This window comes from Sulfuricaulis sp. (assembly GCF_040901545.1).
Lineage (GTDB): Bacteria > Pseudomonadota > Gammaproteobacteria > Acidiferrobacterales > Sulfurifustaceae > Sulfuricaulis.
The window spans coordinates 1-19,218 of the sequence record NZ_JBBDYL010000034.1; the positions used below are offsets into that span (position 1 = coordinate 1).

20 protein-coding genes are annotated in these 19,218 nt (G+C 58.4%); 8 read left to right on the plus strand and 12 right to left on the minus strand.

All coding sequences use genetic code 11. The features are described 5' to 3' along the window. Together WD823_RS06015 and tsaD are read left to right on the plus strand one after the other, a co-directional pair. The coding region (locus WD823_RS06015) for a hypothetical protein (protein ID WP_368428579.1) at positions 1 to 195 on the plus strand (195 nt) is incomplete at its 5' end. Positions 196 to 233: 38 nt separating this feature from the next. After that, on the plus strand, positions 234 to 1,274 hold the full coding sequence (tsaD, locus tag WD823_RS06020; RefSeq protein ID WP_368428580.1) for a tRNA (adenosine(37)-N6)-threonylcarbamoyltransferase complex transferase subunit TsaD: 1,041 nt from the start codon (positions 234 to 236) through the stop codon (positions 1,272 to 1,274). Here the strand turns inward: tsaD and plsY are convergent. Continuing rightward, on the minus strand, positions 1,271 to 1,861 hold the full coding sequence (plsY, locus tag WD823_RS06025; RefSeq protein WP_368428581.1) for a glycerol-3-phosphate 1-O-acyltransferase PlsY: 591 nt from the start codon (positions 1,859 to 1,861) through the stop codon (positions 1,271 to 1,273). The two genes, tsaD and plsY, sit on opposite strands and share 4 nt — an antisense overlap. Before the next feature lie 72 nt (positions 1,862 to 1,933). Here plsY and folB point away from each other — a divergent pair, with 72 nt between their 5' ends. Further along, positions 1,934 to 2,287 (plus strand): dihydroneopterin aldolase, encoded by a 354-nt coding sequence (gene folB, locus WD823_RS06030; RefSeq protein ID WP_368428582.1) that lies wholly within the window; start codon positions 1,934 to 1,936, stop codon positions 2,285 to 2,287. Between the two features lie 4 nt (positions 2,288 to 2,291). Next, on the plus strand, positions 2,292 to 2,780 hold the full coding sequence (gene folK / locus WD823_RS06035; RefSeq protein ID WP_368428583.1) for a 2-amino-4-hydroxy-6-hydroxymethyldihydropteridine diphosphokinase: 489 nt from the start codon (positions 2,292 to 2,294) through the stop codon (positions 2,778 to 2,780). On the opposite strand, the gene WD823_RS06040 is transcribed toward folK, so the two are convergent. Then, positions 2,777 to 2,947 (minus strand): hypothetical protein, encoded by a 171-nt coding sequence (locus WD823_RS06040; protein ID WP_368428584.1) that lies wholly within the window; start codon positions 2,945 to 2,947, stop codon positions 2,777 to 2,779. The genes folK and WD823_RS06040 overlap by 4 nt on opposite strands. A gap of 21 nt (positions 2,948 to 2,968) precedes the next feature. Next, positions 2,969 to 3,721, minus strand: a complete 753-nt coding sequence (locus tag WD823_RS06045) for a pteridine reductase (protein WP_368428585.1) — start codon at positions 3,719 to 3,721, stop codon at positions 2,969 to 2,971. Positions 3,722 to 3,789: 68 nt separating this feature from the next. On the opposite strand from WD823_RS06045, the gene WD823_RS06050 reads away from it, so the two are divergent. Together WD823_RS06050 and mtnC are read left to right on the plus strand one after the other, a co-directional pair. Beyond that, entirely contained in the window at positions 3,790 to 4,980 is a 1,191-nt protein-coding gene (locus WD823_RS06050; protein WP_368428586.1) for a class I SAM-dependent methyltransferase, read from the plus strand. A gap of 17 nt (positions 4,981 to 4,997) precedes the next feature. Continuing rightward, positions 4,998 to 5,672, plus strand: a complete 675-nt coding sequence (mtnC, locus tag WD823_RS06055) for an acireductone synthase (RefSeq protein WP_368428587.1) — start codon at positions 4,998 to 5,000, stop codon at positions 5,670 to 5,672. Here mtnC and rimO read toward each other — a convergent pair. The 3 genes from rimO to WD823_RS06070 form a co-directional block, all read right to left on the minus strand. Next, positions 5,669 to 7,024 (minus strand): 30S ribosomal protein S12 methylthiotransferase RimO, encoded by a 1,356-nt coding sequence (gene rimO, locus WD823_RS06060; RefSeq protein ID WP_368428588.1) that lies wholly within the window; start codon positions 7,022 to 7,024, stop codon positions 5,669 to 5,671. The two genes, mtnC and rimO, sit on opposite strands and share 4 nt — an antisense overlap. Before the next feature lie 5 nt (positions 7,025 to 7,029). After that, on the minus strand, positions 7,030 to 7,560 hold the full coding sequence (locus WD823_RS06065; RefSeq protein ID WP_368428589.1) for a DsrE family protein: 531 nt from the start codon (positions 7,558 to 7,560) through the stop codon (positions 7,030 to 7,032). 220 nt (positions 7,561 to 7,780) lie between these two features. After that, positions 7,781 to 9,016: a multifunctional CCA addition/repair protein gene (locus WD823_RS06070; RefSeq protein WP_368428590.1), complete on the minus strand. Its 1,236-nt coding sequence runs from the start codon at positions 9,014 to 9,016 to the stop codon at positions 7,781 to 7,783. A gap of 48 nt (positions 9,017 to 9,064) precedes the next feature. Between WD823_RS06070 and WD823_RS06075 the strand changes: the two genes are divergently transcribed. Continuing rightward, positions 9,065 to 10,123, plus strand: coding sequence for an aminopeptidase (locus WD823_RS06075; RefSeq protein ID WP_368428591.1), 1,059 nt, complete (start codon positions 9,065 to 9,067; stop codon positions 10,121 to 10,123). Between the two features lie 25 nt (positions 10,124 to 10,148). On the opposite strand, the gene WD823_RS06080 is transcribed toward WD823_RS06075, so the two are convergent. The 4 genes from WD823_RS06080 to WD823_RS06095 form a co-directional block, all read right to left on the minus strand. Further along, positions 10,149 to 10,685 carry a peroxiredoxin-like family protein gene (locus WD823_RS06080; protein WP_368428592.1) on the minus strand — a complete coding sequence of 179 codons (537 nt, stop codon included), beginning with the start codon at positions 10,683 to 10,685 and terminating at the stop codon, positions 10,149 to 10,151. 100 nt (positions 10,686 to 10,785) lie between these two features. Continuing rightward, positions 10,786 to 11,280: a DUF456 domain-containing protein gene (locus tag WD823_RS06085; protein WP_368428606.1), complete on the minus strand. Its 495-nt coding sequence runs from the start codon at positions 11,278 to 11,280 to the stop codon at positions 10,786 to 10,788. Positions 11,281 to 11,400: 120 nt separating this feature from the next. Then, a complete protein-coding gene (locus tag WD823_RS06090) occupies positions 11,401 to 12,357 on the minus strand; it encodes a complex I NDUFA9 subunit family protein (RefSeq protein WP_368428593.1) in 957 nt (318 codons plus the stop codon). A gap of 360 nt (positions 12,358 to 12,717) precedes the next feature. Then, positions 12,718 to 14,661 carry a transglycosylase SLT domain-containing protein gene (locus tag WD823_RS06095; protein ID WP_368428594.1) on the minus strand — a complete coding sequence of 648 codons (1,944 nt, stop codon included), beginning with the start codon at positions 14,659 to 14,661 and terminating at the stop codon, positions 12,718 to 12,720. Between the two features lie 64 nt (positions 14,662 to 14,725). On the opposite strand from WD823_RS06095, the gene WD823_RS06100 reads away from it, so the two are divergent. After that, a complete protein-coding gene (locus WD823_RS06100; protein WP_368428595.1) occupies positions 14,726 to 16,090 on the plus strand; it encodes an NAD-dependent succinate-semialdehyde dehydrogenase in 1,365 nt (454 codons plus the stop codon). Positions 16,091 to 16,096: 6 nt separating this feature from the next. On the opposite strand, the gene lgt is transcribed toward WD823_RS06100, so the two are convergent. After that, positions 16,097 to 16,882, minus strand: coding sequence for a prolipoprotein diacylglyceryl transferase (lgt, locus tag WD823_RS06105; RefSeq protein ID WP_368428596.1), 786 nt, complete (start codon positions 16,880 to 16,882; stop codon positions 16,097 to 16,099). 42 nt (positions 16,883 to 16,924) lie between these two features. After that, positions 16,925 to 18,718 carry an ArnT family glycosyltransferase gene (locus WD823_RS06110; protein WP_368428597.1) on the minus strand — a complete coding sequence of 598 codons (1,794 nt, stop codon included), beginning with the start codon at positions 18,716 to 18,718 and terminating at the stop codon, positions 16,925 to 16,927. Between the last annotated feature and the right edge of the window lie 500 nt (positions 18,719 to 19,218).

Below are 19,218 nucleotides of genomic sequence, written 5' to 3' on the forward strand. Positions count from 1 at the left end.
GCCCGGCGTCCTCCCTTCGAAGGAGCTGCGCCTCGGAAGGGAGTCGCCCCGCCAGCTCCCGAGACGCAGGCTTTCGGAGATGGCAGCCGGTTGCGACTCAAAGAACGGAGTTCACGGTGGCAGCCCGGCGTACTCCCTCCGAAGGAGCTGCGCCACGAGAGGGAGTCGCCCTGCGCCACGGGATCCGGCGGCTAGACCATTATTCCCCGGCCACACCCGTGTAAAATCGCCCTATGCGTGTGCTCGGTATCGAAACTTCCTGTGATGACACCGGTGTCGCCCTGTACGACTCCGTGGACGGTTTGCTCGCCCACCAGCTTTATTCCCAGGTCAAATTGCATCTTGAGTACGGCGGGATCGTGCCGGAACTCGCCTCGCGGGACCATATACGCAAAACGCTACCCCTGATCCAGGCCGTTATGGAGGAGGCGAAAACCCGCCCCGATCAAATTGACGGGGTTGCCTATACGTCCGGTCCGGGGCTTGCCGGGGCGCTACTCGTGGGGGCCGCCTTGGGTCGTTCACTCGCCTATGCCTGGAATGTTCCCTGTGTCGGGGTCAATCACATGGAAGGGCATCTGCTTTCGCCCATGCTTGAACCGGACCCACCGGAGTTTCCGTTTATGGCACTGCTCGTTTCAGGTGGACACACCCTGCTGGCGAACGTCGAAAAACTGGGTCACCAGACTATTCTCGGTGAATCCGTGGATGACGCCGTGGGAGAAGCCTTCGATAAAACAGCAAAACTCCTCGGCCTGGGTTATCCGGGCGGTCCGGCCATCGCTCAAGCAGCGCGCCGCGGCAATCCCAGGCGATTTCAGTTCCCGCGCCCGATGACCGACCGGCGCAAGACGCACGGCGCGCACCCGGGTCTCGATTTCAGTTTCAGCGGATTGAAAACCGCGGTGGTCACGGCCATGCAACATCAGCCGCTCAACGAGCAATTCATTTCGGACGTCGCGGCGTCGTTCGAAGCCGCGGCAGTCGATGTGCTGACGATCAAGTGTGAGTGGGCGCTGGAGCAAACCGGCGCAACACGTCTGGTTGTGGCCGGCGGCGTAAGCGCCAACGAGAAACTGCGCGAACGACTGGAAGGCCTGACTCAACGACTCTGCGTGCGCGTGTATTTCCCGCGCCCGGCGTTTTCGACCGATAACGGCGCGATGATCGCCTACGCGGGTTACCGGAGGCTGGCGGCGGGTCAGCACGAACCATTGTCCTTCGGCGCACGGCCGCGGTGGCGGATTGAAGATATCAGCGGAATCACCAATTAATTTTTTATGCCGATTCGGGTTTCCGTCCCGGCCAGCAGACTGCGGATGTTGGCACGATGTCGAAAAATCAGCGTCGCGCTCATGACAATCATGGCCAGGAGATACGGCCACCCCGGCGAGATCCACGCGACATAAAACGGCGCGGCCACGGATACGGTCAATGCCGCCAATGACGAATAACGGAACACGAAAGCGATCGCCGCCCAGGTGGCAATCATGGCCAGCCCTGCCCAGGGACTGAGCGCCAGCCATACACCCAGCGTGGTGGCCACTCCCTTCCCGCCGCGGAAGCCGAAGTACACCGGGAATAGATGACCGAGGAAGGCGCCCAAACCGGTGAGTGCCAGGATCACGACGTCATGCGTCAGGGCTTGCGCGATCAACACCGGTACGGCGCCCTTGAGGGCATCGCCGACCAGGGTCAACACGGCGGCGGTCTTCCCGCCATAGCGCAGGATGTTGGTGGCACCGGGATTTTTCGAACCGATCTCGCGCGGGTCCTTCAGGCCCATGAGACGCGCGATGATAATCGCGCTCGATACCGAGCCCAGCAGGTAGGCAAAAACCGGAAAAGTATAAAGCCACATGGTTCAATTGGACTTGGTTGCGGGTCAGCGAGTCAAGCGACACCCGGCAGCGATTTTCGTTATAGTGGCGGCATGGACATTATCTACCTCCGCGACCTGAAGATCGAATGCATCATCGGGGTATGGGAGTGGGAGCGCCGGATCAAGCAGACCGTCATCCTCGATCTCGACATGGCTTCGGATAACCGGCGCGCGGCCGCCACGGATACTATCGAGGACACCCTCAATTACAAGGCCGTGGCCAAGCGCCTGATCGAGTACGTGGGGAGTACCCAGTTTCAACTGGTAGAAACCCTGGCCGAGAAGATTGCCGGGATTCTGCTTACCGAATTCAAACTCAAGTGGGTGCGGGTGCGAGTCAATAAAAAGGGCGCGATCCAGGGCGCCACCGACGTCGGTGTCGTCATCGAGCGCGGACCGGCGTAACTCCGTGTCACGGGCGTATGTCGCCATCGGGAGCAACATCAACAAGGAGGAAAATATCCGGGGCGCCGTTCGTGCCCTTTCGACCGCGTTCGGACCGCTTTCATTGTCCCCGGTCTACGAAAGCGAGGCGCAAGGGTTTAAGGGGGGGAATTTCTACAATCTGGTTGCGGGCCTCAATACCACGAAATCGATTGATAATATAAAAGCGGCGATTACCGAGATCGAGTTCCGGTTTGGGCGTGGGCGCAAATCTAGCCACATGACTTCCAGAACGGTCGATCTCGATCTGCTGCTGTACGACGACGTGGTGCGTCATGACCTGCACGTCAATTTGCCGCACCCCGACATTCAACGCTATGCCTTCGTCTTGCTGCCTCTGGCAGACATCGCACCCACGTTGAAACATCCGGAGACGGGACTGACGTTTTCAGAAATGTGGCGTCAATTCAATGGCAAAAAAGATGCATTGCGGGCGGTGGATCTCAAGCTTTAACGTTCATGGATAACCCGCGTTTTCGACATCCGTTCCATCTTGGATGCACTGAAACCATCCATACGTTGTTTCCCCACAAGGATAATGGAGACGCCTTTCTCTTGAAGACGCCTGAATTCCTGCCGGCCGATTTCGCTTTGTTCCACGTCATACTCGCGGATGGCCATTTCCGATCTGAATGAAAGCCGCTACATGACCACCCGGCGCCCGCCGTCCACGGTCAGGACCTGTCCCGTGATGAACCCGGCGTCGCGGATGAGGAAAAGCACCGAGCGCGCCACGTCGTCAGGTTCACCGGAACGCTTGAGCGGCGTACGCGAGATGATGCGCTGTTTGGACATTTCATCGACGTCGCTTTCGGGCCAGAGGATGACCCCGGGCGCGATGGCGTTGACCCGGACTTCCGGCGCCAGTTCACGGGCCAGGGCTTTCGTGAGCATGATCATGCCCGCCTTGGCGACGCTGTAGATCAGATACCCCATCAGCGGACGTTCACCGTAGATGTCCGCGATGTTGATAACGCTCCCTTCGGTTTTTTTCAAATGCGATGCCGCCGCCTGTACAAGGAAGTAAGGCGCTTTCAAATTGGGGCCCATAATATCATCCCACTGCGTTTCGGTTATTTTACCCACGGGCGTGGGGTAGAACCGCGAGGCGTTGTTGATCACCACATCGAGACGATCGAAGGATTCGACAGTTTCAAACACAAGATTCTTGGCCAGCCGCTCGCCGTTATTCAGGTCCCCGCGCACCAGCATGACCGACTCCGGGCGGGTCTTGTGCAATTCATTTTGCAGGGCATGCGCGGCCTTTTCCGAGGTGTGATAATGAATGACGAGCTGCATTCCCTGGGCATGCAGCATCCGCGCAATGGTAGCTCCGATGCGGTGTGCGCCGCCCGTGATCAGCGCTACCTTGCCTTCAAGTAAGTTGTCCGGCATAAAGTCCAGTATAGTTCTTTTCAGTCTCACGATACCGGTTGCGCGTCCCGACGCCAAGAGTTGCCTGCATGAATTCAGAAAACAACGGCCACATGCCTGTTTCGGGTCCGCTCGAACTGCCGCCACCGACACCCGAGGAACAAGCACACTGCGAGAAAGTACATCAACGGATCCGTGATGCAATAATCGAATCGGGAGGCGATATTTCCTTCGCGCGCTTCATGGAACTGGCACTTTACGCGCCCGGCCTTGGTTATTACACGTCCGGAAAACGAAAATTCGGTAACAAGGGTGACTTTATCACCGCGCCGGAACTGGGATCGCTGTTTGCGCGTTGTCTCGCTCGCCCATGTCTTTCTATACTCGAGGAAACAGCAGGTGGGGACATCCTTGAAATTGGCGCCGGCAGCGGGGCATTGGCAGGCGATTTGCTGCTCGAGCTCGAAACACTAAAATGCCTTCCGAAGCATTATCTCATTCTCGAACTCAGCAACGAACTGCGCGAGCGCCAATCCAGAACACTGGAGCGGAAAATTCCGCATCTGCTGCCTCGCGTTCGCTGGCTGAAGACCCTGCCCGGCGATTTTCGTGGCGTGATGCTGGCAAACGAATTGCTCGATGCGATGCCGGTGGAGCGGTTTAAAGTGCGCGCAGCGGGCATCAACCAGTTGTTTGTCGCCTGGGAAAATGACCATTTTGCTTGGAGGGAAAAACCGGCCGATGAATCAATCCGGAATCGTATCGCACCACTGGGCTTGCCGACAGGGTACCTGTCGGAAATCAATCTGCCGGCCGAGGGATGGGTGCGCAGTGCGGCCGATATACTCAAGCAAGGGGTATTGATACTCATTGATTATGGTTTCCCGCGCGCGGAGTTCTATCATCCGCAGCGGATCGAAGGAACACTCATGTGTCACTATCGTCATCGCGCGCACGACGATCCCCTGATACTCGTTGGGCTGCAGGATATCACCGCGCATGTGGACTTCACGGCGGTGGCCGAGGCGGGAACCGGGGCCGGCCTGTCGTTGCTCGGCTACACTTCGCAGGCGGCGTTTCTGATCGGTTGCGGCCTGGAACAGTTGGGGTCGGGTTCCGATCCCGAAGACACCCGCAGGCATCTCGAACTGACGCAACAGATCAAGAAACTTACCCTGCCCCATGAGATGGGAGAACTGTACAAGGTCATCACCTTGGGCCGCGACGTGCAAGAACCTTTCCCGGGTTTTACACTCCAGGATCGCCGTGTCCGACTTTGACACCTCGAACAACCAAAATGATCAAAGCGATCCTGACCGACATTGAAGGGACCACTTCTTCGTTGTCCTTCGTTAAGGATGTGCTGTTCCCGTACGCACGCGAACGCATGGGAGAATTTATTCACCGGCATGCCAAAGACCCTGCTGTACAACGCGAACTCGATGAGGTGCGCCGGATCAGCGGCAAGAAACTGACCGATGCCGAAGTCATCGACCAGCTTACCCGTTGGATCGACGAGGACAGAAAAATCACACCGCTCAAGAATCTCCAGGGAATGATCTGGGAAGACGGTTACCGCCAGGGAGACTTCAAGGGGCATGTGTATCACGATGCCGTGCGCCAACTGCGAAACTGGCGGCGCCAGGGTATTTCGATTTACGTCTTTTCTTCCGGCTCGGTCCAGGCCCAGAAACTGCTGTTCACCCACACGGAAAACGGCGACCTGACCCCGCTTTTTTCCGGCTATTTCGACACCACCATCGGCAACAAGCGCGAGGCCGGTTCATACCGAAAAATCGCCGACGCCATCGGTACGAAACCCGATGAAATCCTGTTCTTGTCAGACATCATAGAAGAACTTGACGCCGCGCGCGCCGCCGGGATGCAAGTAATCGGACTCGTGCGGGAGGGTGTTCCCGATCTCCGCAGCGCCTACCGACAGGTGAGAAATTTCGACGAAATTGAAATCTAGACTGGAATCGCCCAGAGGTCGTGTTCGCCGGCGCGGGTGACACGGACCTCGCAGAAATCGCCCGGCTCCAAGTTCTTTGCGCCTTCGATAGATACCATTCCATCGATCCCGGGTGCATCGGCGCTGGAGCGGGCCGCCACCGTGTTGGCTTCGGTGCTGTCGACCAATACAGTCAGGGTTTTCCCGACTTTGCGTTGCAACTTGTCCATGGAGATTCTTGCCTGTACTTCCATGAAGCGCGCCTGGCGTTCCTGCTTGATCTCCTCCGGTACGGCATCGGGCAAGGTATTGGCCGCGGCACCCGCCACCGGTGAGTAGGCAAAACAACCCACGCGGTCGAGCCGGGCGGCGCGCAGAAAATCGAGCAGTTCATTGAACTCCTCCTCCGTCTCACCGGGAAAGCCGACGATAAATGTCGAGCGCAGCGTGACATCCGGGCAGACCTCGCGCCAGCGTTCGATCCGTGCGAGATTGTCTTCCGCACTGGCCGGGCGTTTCATCAGTTTCAGGATGCGTCGGTTCGTGTGCTGGAACGGTACGTCTAGATAGGGAAGAATTTTTCCGTCGGTCATAAGCGGGATGATCTCATCCACATGCGGGTAGGGATAAACGTAATGCAGCCGCACCCACACGCCCAGCTCGCCCAGTGCCCGGGCGAGCTCGACCATGCGTGTCTTGACCGGCCGTCCCTGCCAGAACCCGACACGGTATTTCACGTCCACGCCATAGGCGCTCGTATCCTGCGAGATCACCAAGAGCTCTTTCACGCCCGCCTGCACCAGGTTCTCCGCCTCCTGCATCACCTCCCCGATGTCACGGCTCACGAGATCGCCGCGCATCGAGGGAATGATGCAAAAGCTGCAGCGGTGATTGCAGCCTTCGGCGATCTTGAGATAGGCATAGTGTCGTGGCGTGAGCTTGATGCCATGTGCGGGTACGAGGTCGGTGTAAGGATCATGCGGTTTCGGGAGATACCGATGCACCGCCTGCATGACGTCGTCGAGCGCGTGCGGGCCGGTAACGGCGAGCACCCGCGGATGGGTTTGTTTGACGATTTCGCCCTTGGCGCCGAGACAACCGGTGACGATGACGCGGCCGTTTTCCTCCAGTGCTTCGCCGATGGCATCGAGCGACTCCTCGACGGCGTCATCGATGAAACCACAGGTGTTGATGACCACGAGATCCGCACCCGCGTAATCGGGTGAAATCGCATAACCTTCGGCACGCAGTTGCGTCAGGATGCGCTCGGAATCCACCAGCGCCTTGGGACAACCGAGGCTGACAAAACCGACGCGGGGAACCGGATTGTCTCCAGCTGACCCGGCCGATGGGAATTGGACGGCTTTGGTCATGTGGATTATTCCACCTTGAGGTAGGCGAATCCCTGGCGTTGCAGCTGCACGATTTGCACCACACCCGAATGGACAATTGTCACGCCCGGCATGAGCTTTTTCTCGTCAAGCCCGATCTGTTCGCGGGTAATGCCGCAAACTTCAAGCTTTACGCCTTGCAGGTCACGCAAAGTGGCGAGCCGCGCCTGAAGATCCGACCGACGTTGCTTCAGGGCCTCGTCTTCGATGAACGGCGTGCCGGCCAGTTTATCGCCGGTGACGAAGCGGATACCCCAGGAAACGAACACGATGCGGATATCGTAATCGACGAGTTCGCTTTGATAGGTCGAAACCATGTTGTGAATATTGGTCAACATGGCGCTGAACCGGCGCGGATCGGAAAAATCGGCGTGATACACCACCTTGACCACGTTGTCCTGCGGTTTTCCCGCCGTTTGGCCGGCCAAGGCCAACGCCACGTGCCCGGCACTTGCAGTCAGTAACAGAAGTGCCGATAGAAACACCCGCGTCAGCCGATGGCTGAATTTCTCATTCATGTTTCACCTTCCTAGATATAAAACTGAAGATTGACCAAAGCCGCGCATTCAAATCAAAAAATTAATGAATCAGCATGCATAAGTTCACTATCCAGTTGCGCAGTCATGGAACGCGAACATCGTATCTAGTCACACCAAAAACGAGTGATTATGAGATTTCCGCCAACCCCGGCACAACGGGTCACCGCGATGTCACTACTGTATTCTGACACAGTTCGGCTCAATGGGAGTTGTGCGCAGTCTGCAACACCTGACGAACAGCGGTGAGGCGCGCTTCCCGGAGACGCGCGGCGATATCCGGACCGTTTCCGCCTTCGGCGGCGATGGCCGCGCTGTTCACGGCGCGCGCGGCGTTGAATACCCGGCGAAAAAGCTCGGCCTGCGGATAGGGTCGGTTTTCCAGTCCGCTACGGCCGCGGAAATCCGCCTCGCAGGCGCAGATGAACATATCGACACGCGCCGGGCGCCGGAAGGCATCGATCGCCTCGAGCGTGTCGACCACCGTCGCCGGCCGGAGTTCGGCGATGCGGTGGCAGTGCGGGTGATACTGCGCCGCGATCAGCGCCAGATCTCGGTGCTCATTCGGAACCCGGAACCGCTGGCAGAATTTTTTGATCAGTTCGACACCGCGTGTTTCATGACCTTTGTGCCGCGGCCATTCATCCTTCGGCGTCGCGCCCTTGCCCAGATCGTGCATGAGCGCCGCGAAGCGCACGCGGGTGTCGGGTGACAGGCGCGCGGCCGCCTCCAGCACCAGCATCGCGTGCACGCCGGTATCCACTTCCGGATGATGTTGTGCCGGTTGCGGGACACCGAACAGCGCGTCAATCTCCGGGAACAGGCGCGCGAGCGCGCCACAGTCGCGCAACACTTCGATAAAGCGCGATGGCCGGTCTTCACCGAGTGCGCGCTCGAGTTCCACCCAGACACGCTCCGCCACCAGATGATCCACTTCACCGCTCTTGACGATTGCTCGCATGAGTTCGTTGGTTTCGGGCGCCACGCGAAACCCGCGTCCAGCGAAGCGCGCGGCGAAGCGCGCGACGCGCAGGATCCGAAGCGGATCCTCGGAGAACGCAGGCGAGACGTGGCGCAACACGCCACGGCGCAAATCCTCCGCACCCCCGAACGGATCGATGATCCGCCCCTGATCGTCTTCGGCGATGGCATTGATCGTAAGATCGCGCCGGCGCAAATCGTCTTCCAGCGTCACATCCGGCGCGCTGTAGACCTTGAATCCCTTGTAGCCATGGCCTGATTTGCGCTCGGTGCGCGCCAGCGCGTATTCCTCCTTGGTTTCCGGATGCAGAAACACGGGGAAGTCCGCGCCCACGGACTTGAAGCCTTGCGCCACCATTGCTTCCGGGGTGCCGCCCACGACCACGTAGTCACGGTCCTGGACCGGCAGGCCCAGAAGCTTGTCGCGCACCGCCCCGCCCACGAGGTAGATTTTCATCCCGTCATGCTAATGTGTGGATACCACCAACGCCAAGTAGCGAATTTCGTGACACGTCTATATCGCCTATTCTTTGCGCTGCCGTGCCTGGCGGTCCTCATGGGTTGTGCCAGCCCGCTTTATTACCTACAAGCCATACAGGGGCAGGCCGATATCTTTGCCAAAAGCCGCCCCGTGGAAGACTGGCTTGCGGACCCGGCCACGCCGCCGGAAGCCAAGCGCCACCTGGTGCTCGCACAGCAGCTCAGGGAGTTCGCGAGCCGCGAACTTCTGCTTCCGGACAATCAGAGTTACCGCGCCTACGCCGACCTGGAGCGACCGTATGTGCTCTGGAACGTTTTCGCCGTCCCGGAATTGATGCTGAAAGCGAAACAATGGTGCTTCGTGGTGGCCGGGTGTGTGCCGTATCGGGGTTATTTTGTAAAAAATAACGCGGATAAATTTGCCGCCACCCTGAAACAGGAAGGATACGACGTGTACGTCGGCGGCGTGCAGGCCTATTCCACATTGGGGTGGTTCGACGATCCCCTGCTCAATACCTTTATCCATCGCGGTGAGGCCGAACTCGCAGGCCTGTTATTTCACGAACTGGCGCACCAGAAACTGTACGTGAAGGGGGACAGCAGTTTTAACGAGTCATTCGCCACGGCCGTGGAGATCGAGGGCGTCAAGCGCTGGTTTCAGCGGAACGGGGCAATCGAAGCGGCGGAAGCTTATATCGAAAAAATCCAGCGGCGCGATGAATTCGCCGCGCTGGTTGAAACGTACCGCACACGCCTGTCGGAAATCTATCAATCGAATTCAGGCGCTGCGGAGAAGCGCGCCGCCAAGGCGCAGACCTTCGCGGATTTGCGGCGTGATTATGGTTCGCTGAAGACAAAGTGGGGTGGATACGCGGCGTTCGACAGTTGGTTTGCCCAGGACCTGAATAACGCGCATCTCGCTGCCATCGGAGTGTATAACCAGTATGTCACCGCGTTTCAGGCGCTGTTCCGGGAACACGCGGGGGACTTCACCGCCTTCTATCGTGCCGTCGAGGTATTGGCGCGCCTTCCGCAAGCGGACCGCCACGCAGCACTGGAGATCCTTTCCACATCGAAATCCTGAACGTCGACTGAAACACGGCGGCGTTTCAGGGGAGCACTTCGCCGCGCGCGGGATAATCATTTTTGATGATGAAATCAATGGCGCTCAGCATTTCCTTGAAGACAGGGCGTGCAAAGGGCATGGTTTGTATCTGCGACCAATATAAGGTGCCGTCCGCGCGAATCAAGAAAATGCCCGGTTCGCTGAACTGGGCCGGTTCCTCGATACCGGCGGAAGTCCTGCCACGGCTGGAGGAGATAAAAAGCCCCCATCGGCGCGCGACATCAAGCCCCATGGCATAGCCGAGCGTCAGATTTTTCAGTCCCCAGGTTTCTTTGGCCTGCTGTGCGCGTTCTTTTGCGTCATTGCTGATCGCCACCACGTTCACGCCGCGTTGCGCGATTTCGTCAATCAGTCCGTCCAGCTCACCGATATATTTGCGGCATATCGGACAGTGCAGGCCGCGATAAAAAACCAGGAGCGTGAACCGCTCGGGTTTTTGCGTGCTCAGGACCCACTGGGCACCGGCAAGGGTTGCCACTGAAAGTTCGGGAACCGGCTGCCGGGGATAGAGTCTGGTCATTGTCATCTCCGCGAAAGTTATGCCGCAAGAATTTTTTAATGATTATGCGAGAATAAGCCTGCCATGTCTCGATTGGAAGCCGTGGCGCGGATTCTGGCATTCATGCGGCGAACCGGACGATGGCGAATATCCCCAACATGGTGAAGGCAATCGCCAGCTTGGCCGCCACTCCCAGCACCAGCCCCAGCGTCGCGCCGATACCGGCTCGTCCGGCATTCTCAAGCCGGCGTTGCGTGGAATATTCCCCGATCACAGCGCCAAGAAACGGGCCGAGCAGGATACCGGGAAGACCGAAAAACAGGCCGGCGACGGCGCCGATCGCGGCGCCTGCCACCGCGCGCGGGGAAGCACCGAAACGCTTCGCGCCGAAGGCGCTCGCGATGAAGTCAGCGGGATAAGTCAGCAGCGCCAGACCGCCCAGCAGTATCAGCGTTCCTTTGCCCGCATAGGCAAAGTCATCGGCCCACGCCGCCAGCACCAGCCCTGCAAACAGCAGCACCGCCCCCGGTATTGCCGGGATGAACAGGCCTGCAAGTCCGAGGGTGACGAGGACGCCCGCCAACACCCAAAGCACAATGTAGGCAGTGATTTCCATGGAAGCGCCGGTGACGCGGATGAATATTACCAAATAAGTCCCGCACGGTAACAAGCGTGCTTGGCTTGCTACCGTGCGGGTTCATCACGGACCTGAGTCAGCGGAACGTGCCGTGCGGCTTCAGCGATGAGCCAGGCGGCGCAAGGATGAAAGCCTGTCGGATGTGCGTGATGGAAGATATGTCGGCGCGATTTCCTCCACGCTCGCCGGCGAGACGTCGAAGACAGCGGGAAAACCGCTGGTGCAGACGCTGTCTATCTGCAGAGAACGATAATTGTCGAGCGAAAAAGGTTTGCCCGGCGCGAATTCCAGCGCCGCCGCCTGCAACCACGACATCCGGTTGTTCAATCCCAGGATGTACACGCGTTTCCCGATCAGCTTGGCAACGTAATTCACCAGGTCACGCAGGGTGTAAACACGTGGACCGCAGAGATCGTAGCGTTTCCCGAACGTTTTGTGATTGTCGAGCGATTGCACCATGGCGCTCACGACATTCTCCACGTAAACCGGCTGGAATTTTGCTTCCGGGCAGGCGAGTGGAAACAACCACGGCGTGAGGCGCAACAATCCCGCGAAGCGGTTCAGGAAACTGTCGCCCGGACCGAATATGACCGAAGGCCGGAAACTGGTCACATGAAAATTCGGCCCGTTGGCGGAATGTACCGTATCTTCCCCTTGTGCCTTGGTGCGAAGATAAAAACTGGGCGCTTGGGCCGAGGCATGCAGGGCGCTCATGTGCAGTAAACGCTTCACCCCCGCCTGTTGGCAGACTCGCGCTATGGTTGCGGGCAACTCCGCATGCGCCCGGGCAAAGCCTTTTCCTGATCTCCCGCTTTCGTTGAGGATACCGACCAGGTTAATGACCACGTCCCGGTCCTCGAAATGCGTGCGCAGGAAAGCGGCGTCATGAATGTCTCCCTGCACCAGGCGCACCGTCGGCAACACCAGCAGGTCACGCTGCTGTTCACGCCGGCGCGTGGGAATAACGATATCGTGCCCGGCTTCGGACAACCGCGTGGCCAGGAATCGGCCTACGAACCCTGTTCCTCCCAGGATGCAGACAGTATGGCTGGACATGGATTGAAGGATTGAAAAAATCGAGCTTATGTTCTACAAGCCTCGAGAATGGAGGTCAAGTGCCATCACGATATCAACGGACATTTAGCAAGGGATAAAGAGTAGGCAGTAAGGATACTGTCACGAGCTGCTGATTAACGCATTTCGCCCATTTTCCCGACAACAGCCTAATACTCTGTGCCGTCGTCTTTCGATGTCCGCTCGGTAACCTCAGCACCGGTAAAGGGAGCAACATCATTACCAAGCTGCGGGTACAGCGATATGTCAATTCCACCAGCCGGGGAAATCGTATGGGTGGACACCTTAAACGAGGTTTAGAAAGCTTTATTAATTTCCCGGCAATCCAGGAGAATGAAAGAATTACCTGTCTGATGGAGCGATTTTCGGCATACGCTGACTCAGGCGCTCCGGATGACTGCCCAGGCGATAATCGTACACCGTGGTATAGGACATGACATTTTTTACGTAGTCACGCGTTTCACTGTAGGGAATGGTTTCCACCCAGATATCGGAATCCATGATGTTGTCCGGCAACCAGACATCGACGCGATTCGGTCCGGCATTATAGGAAGCCGTGGCCAGCAACTGGTTGCCGTTGCTGCGGCCGAGCACCTCTTTGAGGTAGCTCGTACCCAGGCGGATATTGGTCTCGATATTCAGCAAGGACCGGCTGCTGCGGATGGGGAAATTGATTTTGCGCCCGGTCAGTCTTCCGGTGGAGGGCATTAACTGCATCAGGCCGAGAGCCCCCGCATTGGAGCGGGCGTCCGCCACGAAGGCGGATTCCTGACGCAACACGCCGTACACCCAACTCGGATCGATACCGTACTCGGAGGCATTGGTTTCGATCATGTCGCGGTATATCACCGGAAACCGCAACTCCAGATCGTCCTGGTGGTTGCTGCGCGCGACCGTGAAGATCGCCCGGTCATACCAGCCCCACTGGCGTGCCACCACCGCGGCCACGGCGAGTTCACGATTGTTCATCAGGCGCGTAATCCAGCTCCACTGCCGGCGGGCGTCGACCACCTCGCCCATGAGATACAATTCTTGCGCCATCTGGATTCCGGGGCGGGCCAGCATGGCCTTAACTTCCTCCGGACTCGCTTCAATACTCACGTGCTGCATGGAATATTTTTCGTCGATGCGATCGGCGGCGAGAAAGCCATAGTAACTCCGGTCGCGGGAAAGGCTTTCATAAATGCGGCGCGCTTCTTCCTGGCTATCCGTGGCTTCCAGTATTCGCGCCGTCCAGTAACGCCATTGACTGTTGCGTTGCTGATCCTCGCTCAATCCCTTGATGAATCGTCGGGCCGCCTCCCATTCTCCGGTTCGCAATGCGGTCCGCACCCGCCACAGATGCAAGGTTTCATCGTCGGGGTCGGCGGATACCGCGGTCAGCCACAACAGGGCCTGGGGAAGTTGTTCCTGTGCCGCCAGGATGCCGATGTAACGCAGAACGTAATTATCGTCCTCGCCGAAGAACTGAAATTTGTTTTTTAGCTGCGCCCACTGAACCATGGCCTCTTCCGGGTCACGGTGAGCCAGGCGTACGACGCCGTGCTTGACGATCATGCGCGCCACCGGTGTTTCCACCGGATAGGATATTTGCTGCAGTTCGCGCACTGGATCACGGTGCATCGCCTGCCAGCGACTCACCCACACCCGCTCGGCCGGCTCGAGATAACGGGCGAGATCACCGGCCAGCCGCAGATTCCGGGATTCCATGGCCAGTCGTATGCGCTCCCAGACGATGTCGCTGGTCATGTGCCCGGCGCGTTTCCAGATCGCAAAAACCGGATCGCATGGCGTGGGTAATTGGTTTCCGGTGAGCCAAAGTTTTTCCACCTCGTTCATGAGCGCCGCCTGGTGTTCGCTGGTGTTGAGCAGGCGCGCCAGACGCAGGCAGGCCAGCTCCGGCTCGTCTTCGATGTCCTGGTATTCCTTGAGAAATGCGCTCCAGTCTCCCCGCTGCGCCAGAATATGCAGCCATTTTTTGCGAATGACATCGCTGATGGGTGCCTGACTGTTTTCAGCCAGAAATCGCCGAATTTCGGCGGCGGGCGTGACAGGAAGTCGGTTTTTGATCGATTCATACTCGAGATAGCCGCGCAGCACGTAGCCATCCAGGCGCTCGTAGAGTTCCCGGAAGCGCGCTGGTTTACCGGCCTTCAACGCCTCAAGCGCCGCCAGGTACTCGCGGCGGCGGGTTTCATCCTGCTGACCATCTTCTTCAGCCGGGGAAATCTGCGCTGAAAAGCTCAAGCCGGCCAGAAGCAGGGATATAATGATGTATCGTTGCATGTTGTTTTATTATAGGTAATTAAACAGAAGAATATCTGAATATTGAGAAATTAAGGATATCCCCATGACCCTGGAAACCATCAATCCCACCACCGGTGAACGGTTGAAAACCTTCGATCAATGGAATGATCAACAAGTCGAATCGGCGGTCGCGGAAGCGGCGGCGGCGAACACCGCCTGGCAGGCGACGACGTTTGCCGAAAGAGCGCGATTGTTGCGCCATGCCGCCGCGGAATTGCGGAAAAACAACGCCCGTTACGCCTCGATCATCACCGTGGAAATGGGAAAAATCGCCAAGGAAGCGCGTTCTGAAATCGAGAAATGCGCGTCGGGGTGCGATTTCTACGCCGAGCACGCCGCGGCCTTCCTTCAGGATGAAAAAATATCATCCGACGCGAGCTCAAGTTTCGTCACCTATTTGCCCCTCGGCACCGTGCTCGCGATCATGCCGTGGAATTTTCCATTCTGGCAGGTGTTTCGCTTCGCCGCTCCGAGCCTCATGGCGGGGAACACGGTCTTGCTGAAGCATGCCTCCAACGTTCCGCAATGTGCGCTGGCGATCGAGGAGATTTTCCGCCAGGCGGGGTTTCCCCAAGGCGTGTTCCGTACGCTCATGATTTCCGCCACCCAGGCGGAAAAAATCATCGCCGACCGGCGCATTCACGCGGTGACGCTCACCGGCAGCGATATAGCCGGACGTAAAGTCGCGGCGGCGGCCGGGGCACATCTTAAGAAAACCGTGCTCGAGTTGGGCGGATCGGATGCATTCATCGTCCTGTCCGACGCCGATCTCGAAGCGGCGACATCGGTCGGCGTCGCCTCCCGCTTCCTCAATTGCGGTCAGAGCTGCATCGCCGCCAAGCGGTTCATTCTGGTCGAGTCAGTCGCGAATCAGTTTATCGACATGTTCAAGCAAAAGGCCCATGCACTGCGCATGGGGAATCCCGCCCAGGAGACCACGCAACTCGGCCCCATGGCGCGCGCCGATCTGCGCGACCAGTTGCACAAACAGGTCACCGATTCGGTGACTGCGGGCGCCAGCTTCGCGTTGCATGGCGGGCCGGCGGCAGGACCGGGTTTTTTCTACGAACCGACGGTCATCGATCAGGTACGACCCGGGATGCGGGCCTACGAGGAAGAGCTGTTCGGGCCGGTGGCGATTGTCATCCGGGCGCGTGACGACGAGGACGCCATCCGCATCGCCAACGACAACCGTTTTGGCCTGGGATCAAGCGTGTGGACACGTGATACAAAAAAAGGCGAGCGGCTCGCGCGGCGCATTCAATCCGGCGTCAGTTTTATCAACGGGCTCGTAAAAAGCGATCCCCGCCTGCCCTTCGGCGGGGTCAAGGACTCGGGATACGGGCGCGAATTGTCGGTGCACGGAATCCGCGAGTTCGTGAACGTCAAAACGGTCTGGATCAAATAACCCGCGCTAGCGAGCGGCGCTTCGTTGCGCCCACCATAATATTCCGATTCCCAGCAGGATCATCGGCAGGCTCAGCACCTGTCCCATCGTCACCCAGCCAAAGGCGAGATAGCCCAAATGAGCGTCCGGCTCGCGCGCGAATTCCACTACCAAGCGGAACGTTCCGTAGCACAGCAAAAACAGACCCGAGACGGCAGCCGGCGGTCGCGGCGTGCTGGCATAAAACCAGAGAATGACAAATAGCGCCACACCCTCAAGCGAGAATTCGTAAAGCTGCGACGGATGGCGTGGCAATGGCCCGCCGGAGGGGAACACCATGCCCCAGGGAACATCGGTAACCCGTCCCCAGAGTTCATGATTGATGAAATTGCCGAGACGTCCGGCGCCGAGGCCAAGCGGGGTGAGCGGCGCGACAAAATCGGCGACGCCGAAAAAAGTGCGATTCGTGCGCCGTCCGTAGAACCACATCGCGATGATCACGCCGAGCAAGCCGCCGTGAAACGACATGCCGCCGGTCCAGATATAAAACACTTCGAGCGGATTGGCGAGGTAATAATTTAGCTTATAGAAAAGAACATAACCCAACCGCCCGCCGAGAATGACGCCAATCACGCCATAAAAAATCAGATCACCGATTTCCTGGGGTTTCCAGCCCGAGCCTGGGCGCCTGGCGCGGTAAACACCCAACCACCACGCGCCGACAAAGCCGACGAGGTACATAAGCCCGTACCAATGAATCTTGAGCGGGCCAAGATGGATGGCGATGGGATCGATGGCGGGCGCGGTCAACATGGGCCGCGATTATGACGGAGTTGCGCCGCACTGGCCAGACGGTTACGGCTGGGGAATCAGCGATGCGGGAGCCCTGACGCGCCAAACGCGCAACGTCTGTCCGCGATAGGGAGATTCGAATACCGGCCGCATCGTTTCCCGCCCGGTGGATCGCCAGACATGATCATAAGAAACCAGCAAGCCGTCGGGATGTGTCATCAACCAGTACTCCGCCTCGGCCGGTTCAATGATTGGCAGCGGAGCGGACAAGCGGCCGGAAAACTGAAACTCTCCGGCATAGTCACCCACGTGCGCGACCGGCCGCTGCTGCGCCTGGGCGCTTGCCAGCAACCGGATTCCCTCGTCAAACCGGTAATCCGCGTCATACCTGTGGCCCGCGCCGAGAATCCCAAACACAACCAGCAGCGCGCTGGCAATAACAATATCCTGCACCCGCCGGGGCAATTCACGCGCCGGAATCCAGGCCAGCGCAATTCCCGCGATCACGATGCCGACCCCCAAGAATGGCGACAGTGTCCACAACGCCTCCGGCAGCAACTCGACCCGCGGCAAGCGGGGAAGCACCGCCAGCGTGCCACCGAGCACGACGATTGGCAGGATCATGCCGTTGAGCGGGTTGTCCTGGCCGATATCCGCCACGGAGTCATCCATCAGCAGGTGGGAAATCATCAACGCCGCGATCGGCAACAGTGGCAAGAGAAACGGCGGCTGTTTCACTTCGATCAACGACAGGACGGCAAGTGTCGAGAGTCCGCAGATCAGGCAGAAAGCCATGCCAACACTTAGCGGCTCGCGCCGGATATGCCACAGGCGCGTCCACAACAGCGGCCAAATGGACCACGGCAAAAAGATAATCGGCAACCACGCCAGATACCACCACCAAGGCTGCGCCGACGGCAGCCAATCCAGACGGGCGGAAACCAGCGACTCCGTAATCCAGGCCAGCGCATAATTCAGCCCTCCCTGCAACGCCGCCGGCACCAACCATAATGCCAGCAGAGCCGAACCCAGCAGCGCGGCCTTGCCGATGTCGATGTACCAGTATTTCCAGACGATCGGTGTGTTACCTTTGACCCACATGGGCGCGAGTAACGCCACCGGAAGAACATACAGGTACACAGCCATTCCGTGTGCGAGCGTGCCCAAACCCAACGCGATACCCAGCAGCAAAAACGCGCGCATGTCACGGTGCCGCCACATGATCAGCACGGCCCACCACCCGAGCAGCGTGAAAAACACAAGCAGCATGTCCGGAAGCGCCAGGGTGGTGTAAATCGCCCACAGGGGCATCCCCATGAGCACCAGCGGCGCGTAACGTCCGATTTCGCGATTTTCGCGCCACAGCAGTCGGGCCAAACGGCCGCTGACGAAAAGGCTCGCGAGCGCAAACAGCGCGGGCACCAGCCGCGGCCACCATTCATTGATCCCGAGAAAAGTCCAGCCAATGTGAATCAGCCACGTCATGAGGGGTGGATGACGCGCGTAAAGTTCGCCGTTGAGGGAAGGCAGAACGATTTCATTATGCGTCCACATTTCCCATGCAACACCAAGTACTCGTGTCTCGTCCACCGGCCAGATAGAACGTGCAAACAGAGAGGCGGTAAAAAGCAGGAGCCAAAGACCGAGACAGGCCGCCATCGCTTTCATTCCGGCCCACCAAACAAATTGCTGTTTGTGTTGCACAGGGGGCGGGGTCACCGGCGACTGGACATCGCCGATTTCAATTTCCTCGACGATGAATTTTTCCAGCGCCCGGGCGCGACGGCTCAGGTGCTTCCTTGGGATATGCGTTCTGGGCCTGGTTACCTCGGCCTTTTCGATCTTCTTGAATAACATGACTAGGCTCCCGCCGGCGCCGGGATATGCAGTTGTTTCCCTTCGAATGAGTATGGCAGGTATTTTTCTACGCAAAGCCAGACACGCGGTACGGGAATGTTGGGCATCCCGACAACCGGCACAAGTATGGGAGCAAACGGCCCAGATGTGATTCAATACAGTTAATTATCGTGAATGCAACAAATGAACCTGACGCAACACGTGATACCTGTGCGCCCGATTACCGCAGATACCAACAGCCTTCGTATTGCAAATCAATCTGGCCGTTGATTTAGTAAACCCGAGAGAACCAGTTCGGATATATCACCGATTGATCGAGATGCAGCATCCGGCAGAAACACTCACGGCTGCATGCGTTGTCAAACCAGGCTGCACCGGGTCAAAGGGAAGAGTCGTGGTTGATATCCGGATCGTTGTTCCCGGTATACGATATTTTTCTTCAAACTTTTTCAGATTACCGCGATCAAATCGGGCAAACGGTGGCATCCCGCAAAATCACG

Excerpts from the sequence above, each read along its gene's own strand:
- tsaD (WP_368428580.1), top strand. The coding sequence starts at position 234 with ATGCGTGTGCTCGGTATCGAAACTTCCTGTGATGACACCGGTGTCGCC.
- plsY (WP_368428581.1), bottom strand. The coding sequence starts at position 1,861 with ATGTGGCTTTATACTTTTCCGGTTTTTGCCTACCTGCTGGGCTCGGTA.
- folB (WP_368428582.1), top strand. The coding sequence starts at position 1,934 with ATGGACATTATCTACCTCCGCGACCTGAAGATCGAATGCATCATCGGG.
- WD823_RS06040 (WP_368428584.1), bottom strand. The coding sequence starts at position 2,947 with ATGGCCATCCGCGAGTATGACGTGGAACAAAGCGAAATCGGCCGGCAG.
- WD823_RS06045 (WP_368428585.1), bottom strand. The coding sequence starts at position 3,721 with ATGCCGGACAACTTACTTGAAGGCAAGGTAGCGCTGATCACGGGCGGC.
- WD823_RS06050 (WP_368428586.1), top strand. The coding sequence starts at position 3,790 with ATGAATTCAGAAAACAACGGCCACATGCCTGTTTCGGGTCCGCTCGAA.
- mtnC (WP_368428587.1), top strand. The coding sequence starts at position 4,998 with ATGATCAAAGCGATCCTGACCGACATTGAAGGGACCACTTCTTCGTTG.
- rimO (WP_368428588.1), bottom strand. The coding sequence starts at position 7,024 with ATGACCAAAGCCGTCCAATTCCCATCGGCCGGGTCAGCTGGAGACAAT.
- WD823_RS06065 (WP_368428589.1), bottom strand. The coding sequence starts at position 7,560 with ATGAATGAGAAATTCAGCCATCGGCTGACGCGGGTGTTTCTATCGGCA.
- WD823_RS06070 (WP_368428590.1), bottom strand. The coding sequence starts at position 9,016 with ATGAAAATCTACCTCGTGGGCGGGGCGGTGCGCGACAAGCTTCTGGGC.
- WD823_RS06080 (WP_368428592.1), bottom strand. The coding sequence starts at position 10,685 with ATGACCAGACTCTATCCCCGGCAGCCGGTTCCCGAACTTTCAGTGGCA.
- WD823_RS06085 (WP_368428606.1), bottom strand. The coding sequence starts at position 11,280 with ATGGAAATCACTGCCTACATTGTGCTTTGGGTGTTGGCGGGCGTCCTC.
- WD823_RS06090 (WP_368428593.1), bottom strand. The coding sequence starts at position 12,357 with ATGTCCAGCCATACTGTCTGCATCCTGGGAGGAACAGGGTTCGTAGGC.
- WD823_RS06095 (WP_368428594.1), bottom strand. The coding sequence starts at position 14,661 with ATGCAACGATACATCATTATATCCCTGCTTCTGGCCGGCTTGAGCTTT.
- WD823_RS06100 (WP_368428595.1), top strand. The coding sequence starts at position 14,726 with ATGACCCTGGAAACCATCAATCCCACCACCGGTGAACGGTTGAAAACC.
- lgt (WP_368428596.1), bottom strand. The coding sequence starts at position 16,882 with ATGTTGACCGCGCCCGCCATCGATCCCATCGCCATCCATCTTGGCCCG.
- WD823_RS06110 (WP_368428597.1), bottom strand. The coding sequence starts at position 18,718 with ATGTTATTCAAGAAGATCGAAAAGGCCGAGGTAACCAGGCCCAGAACG.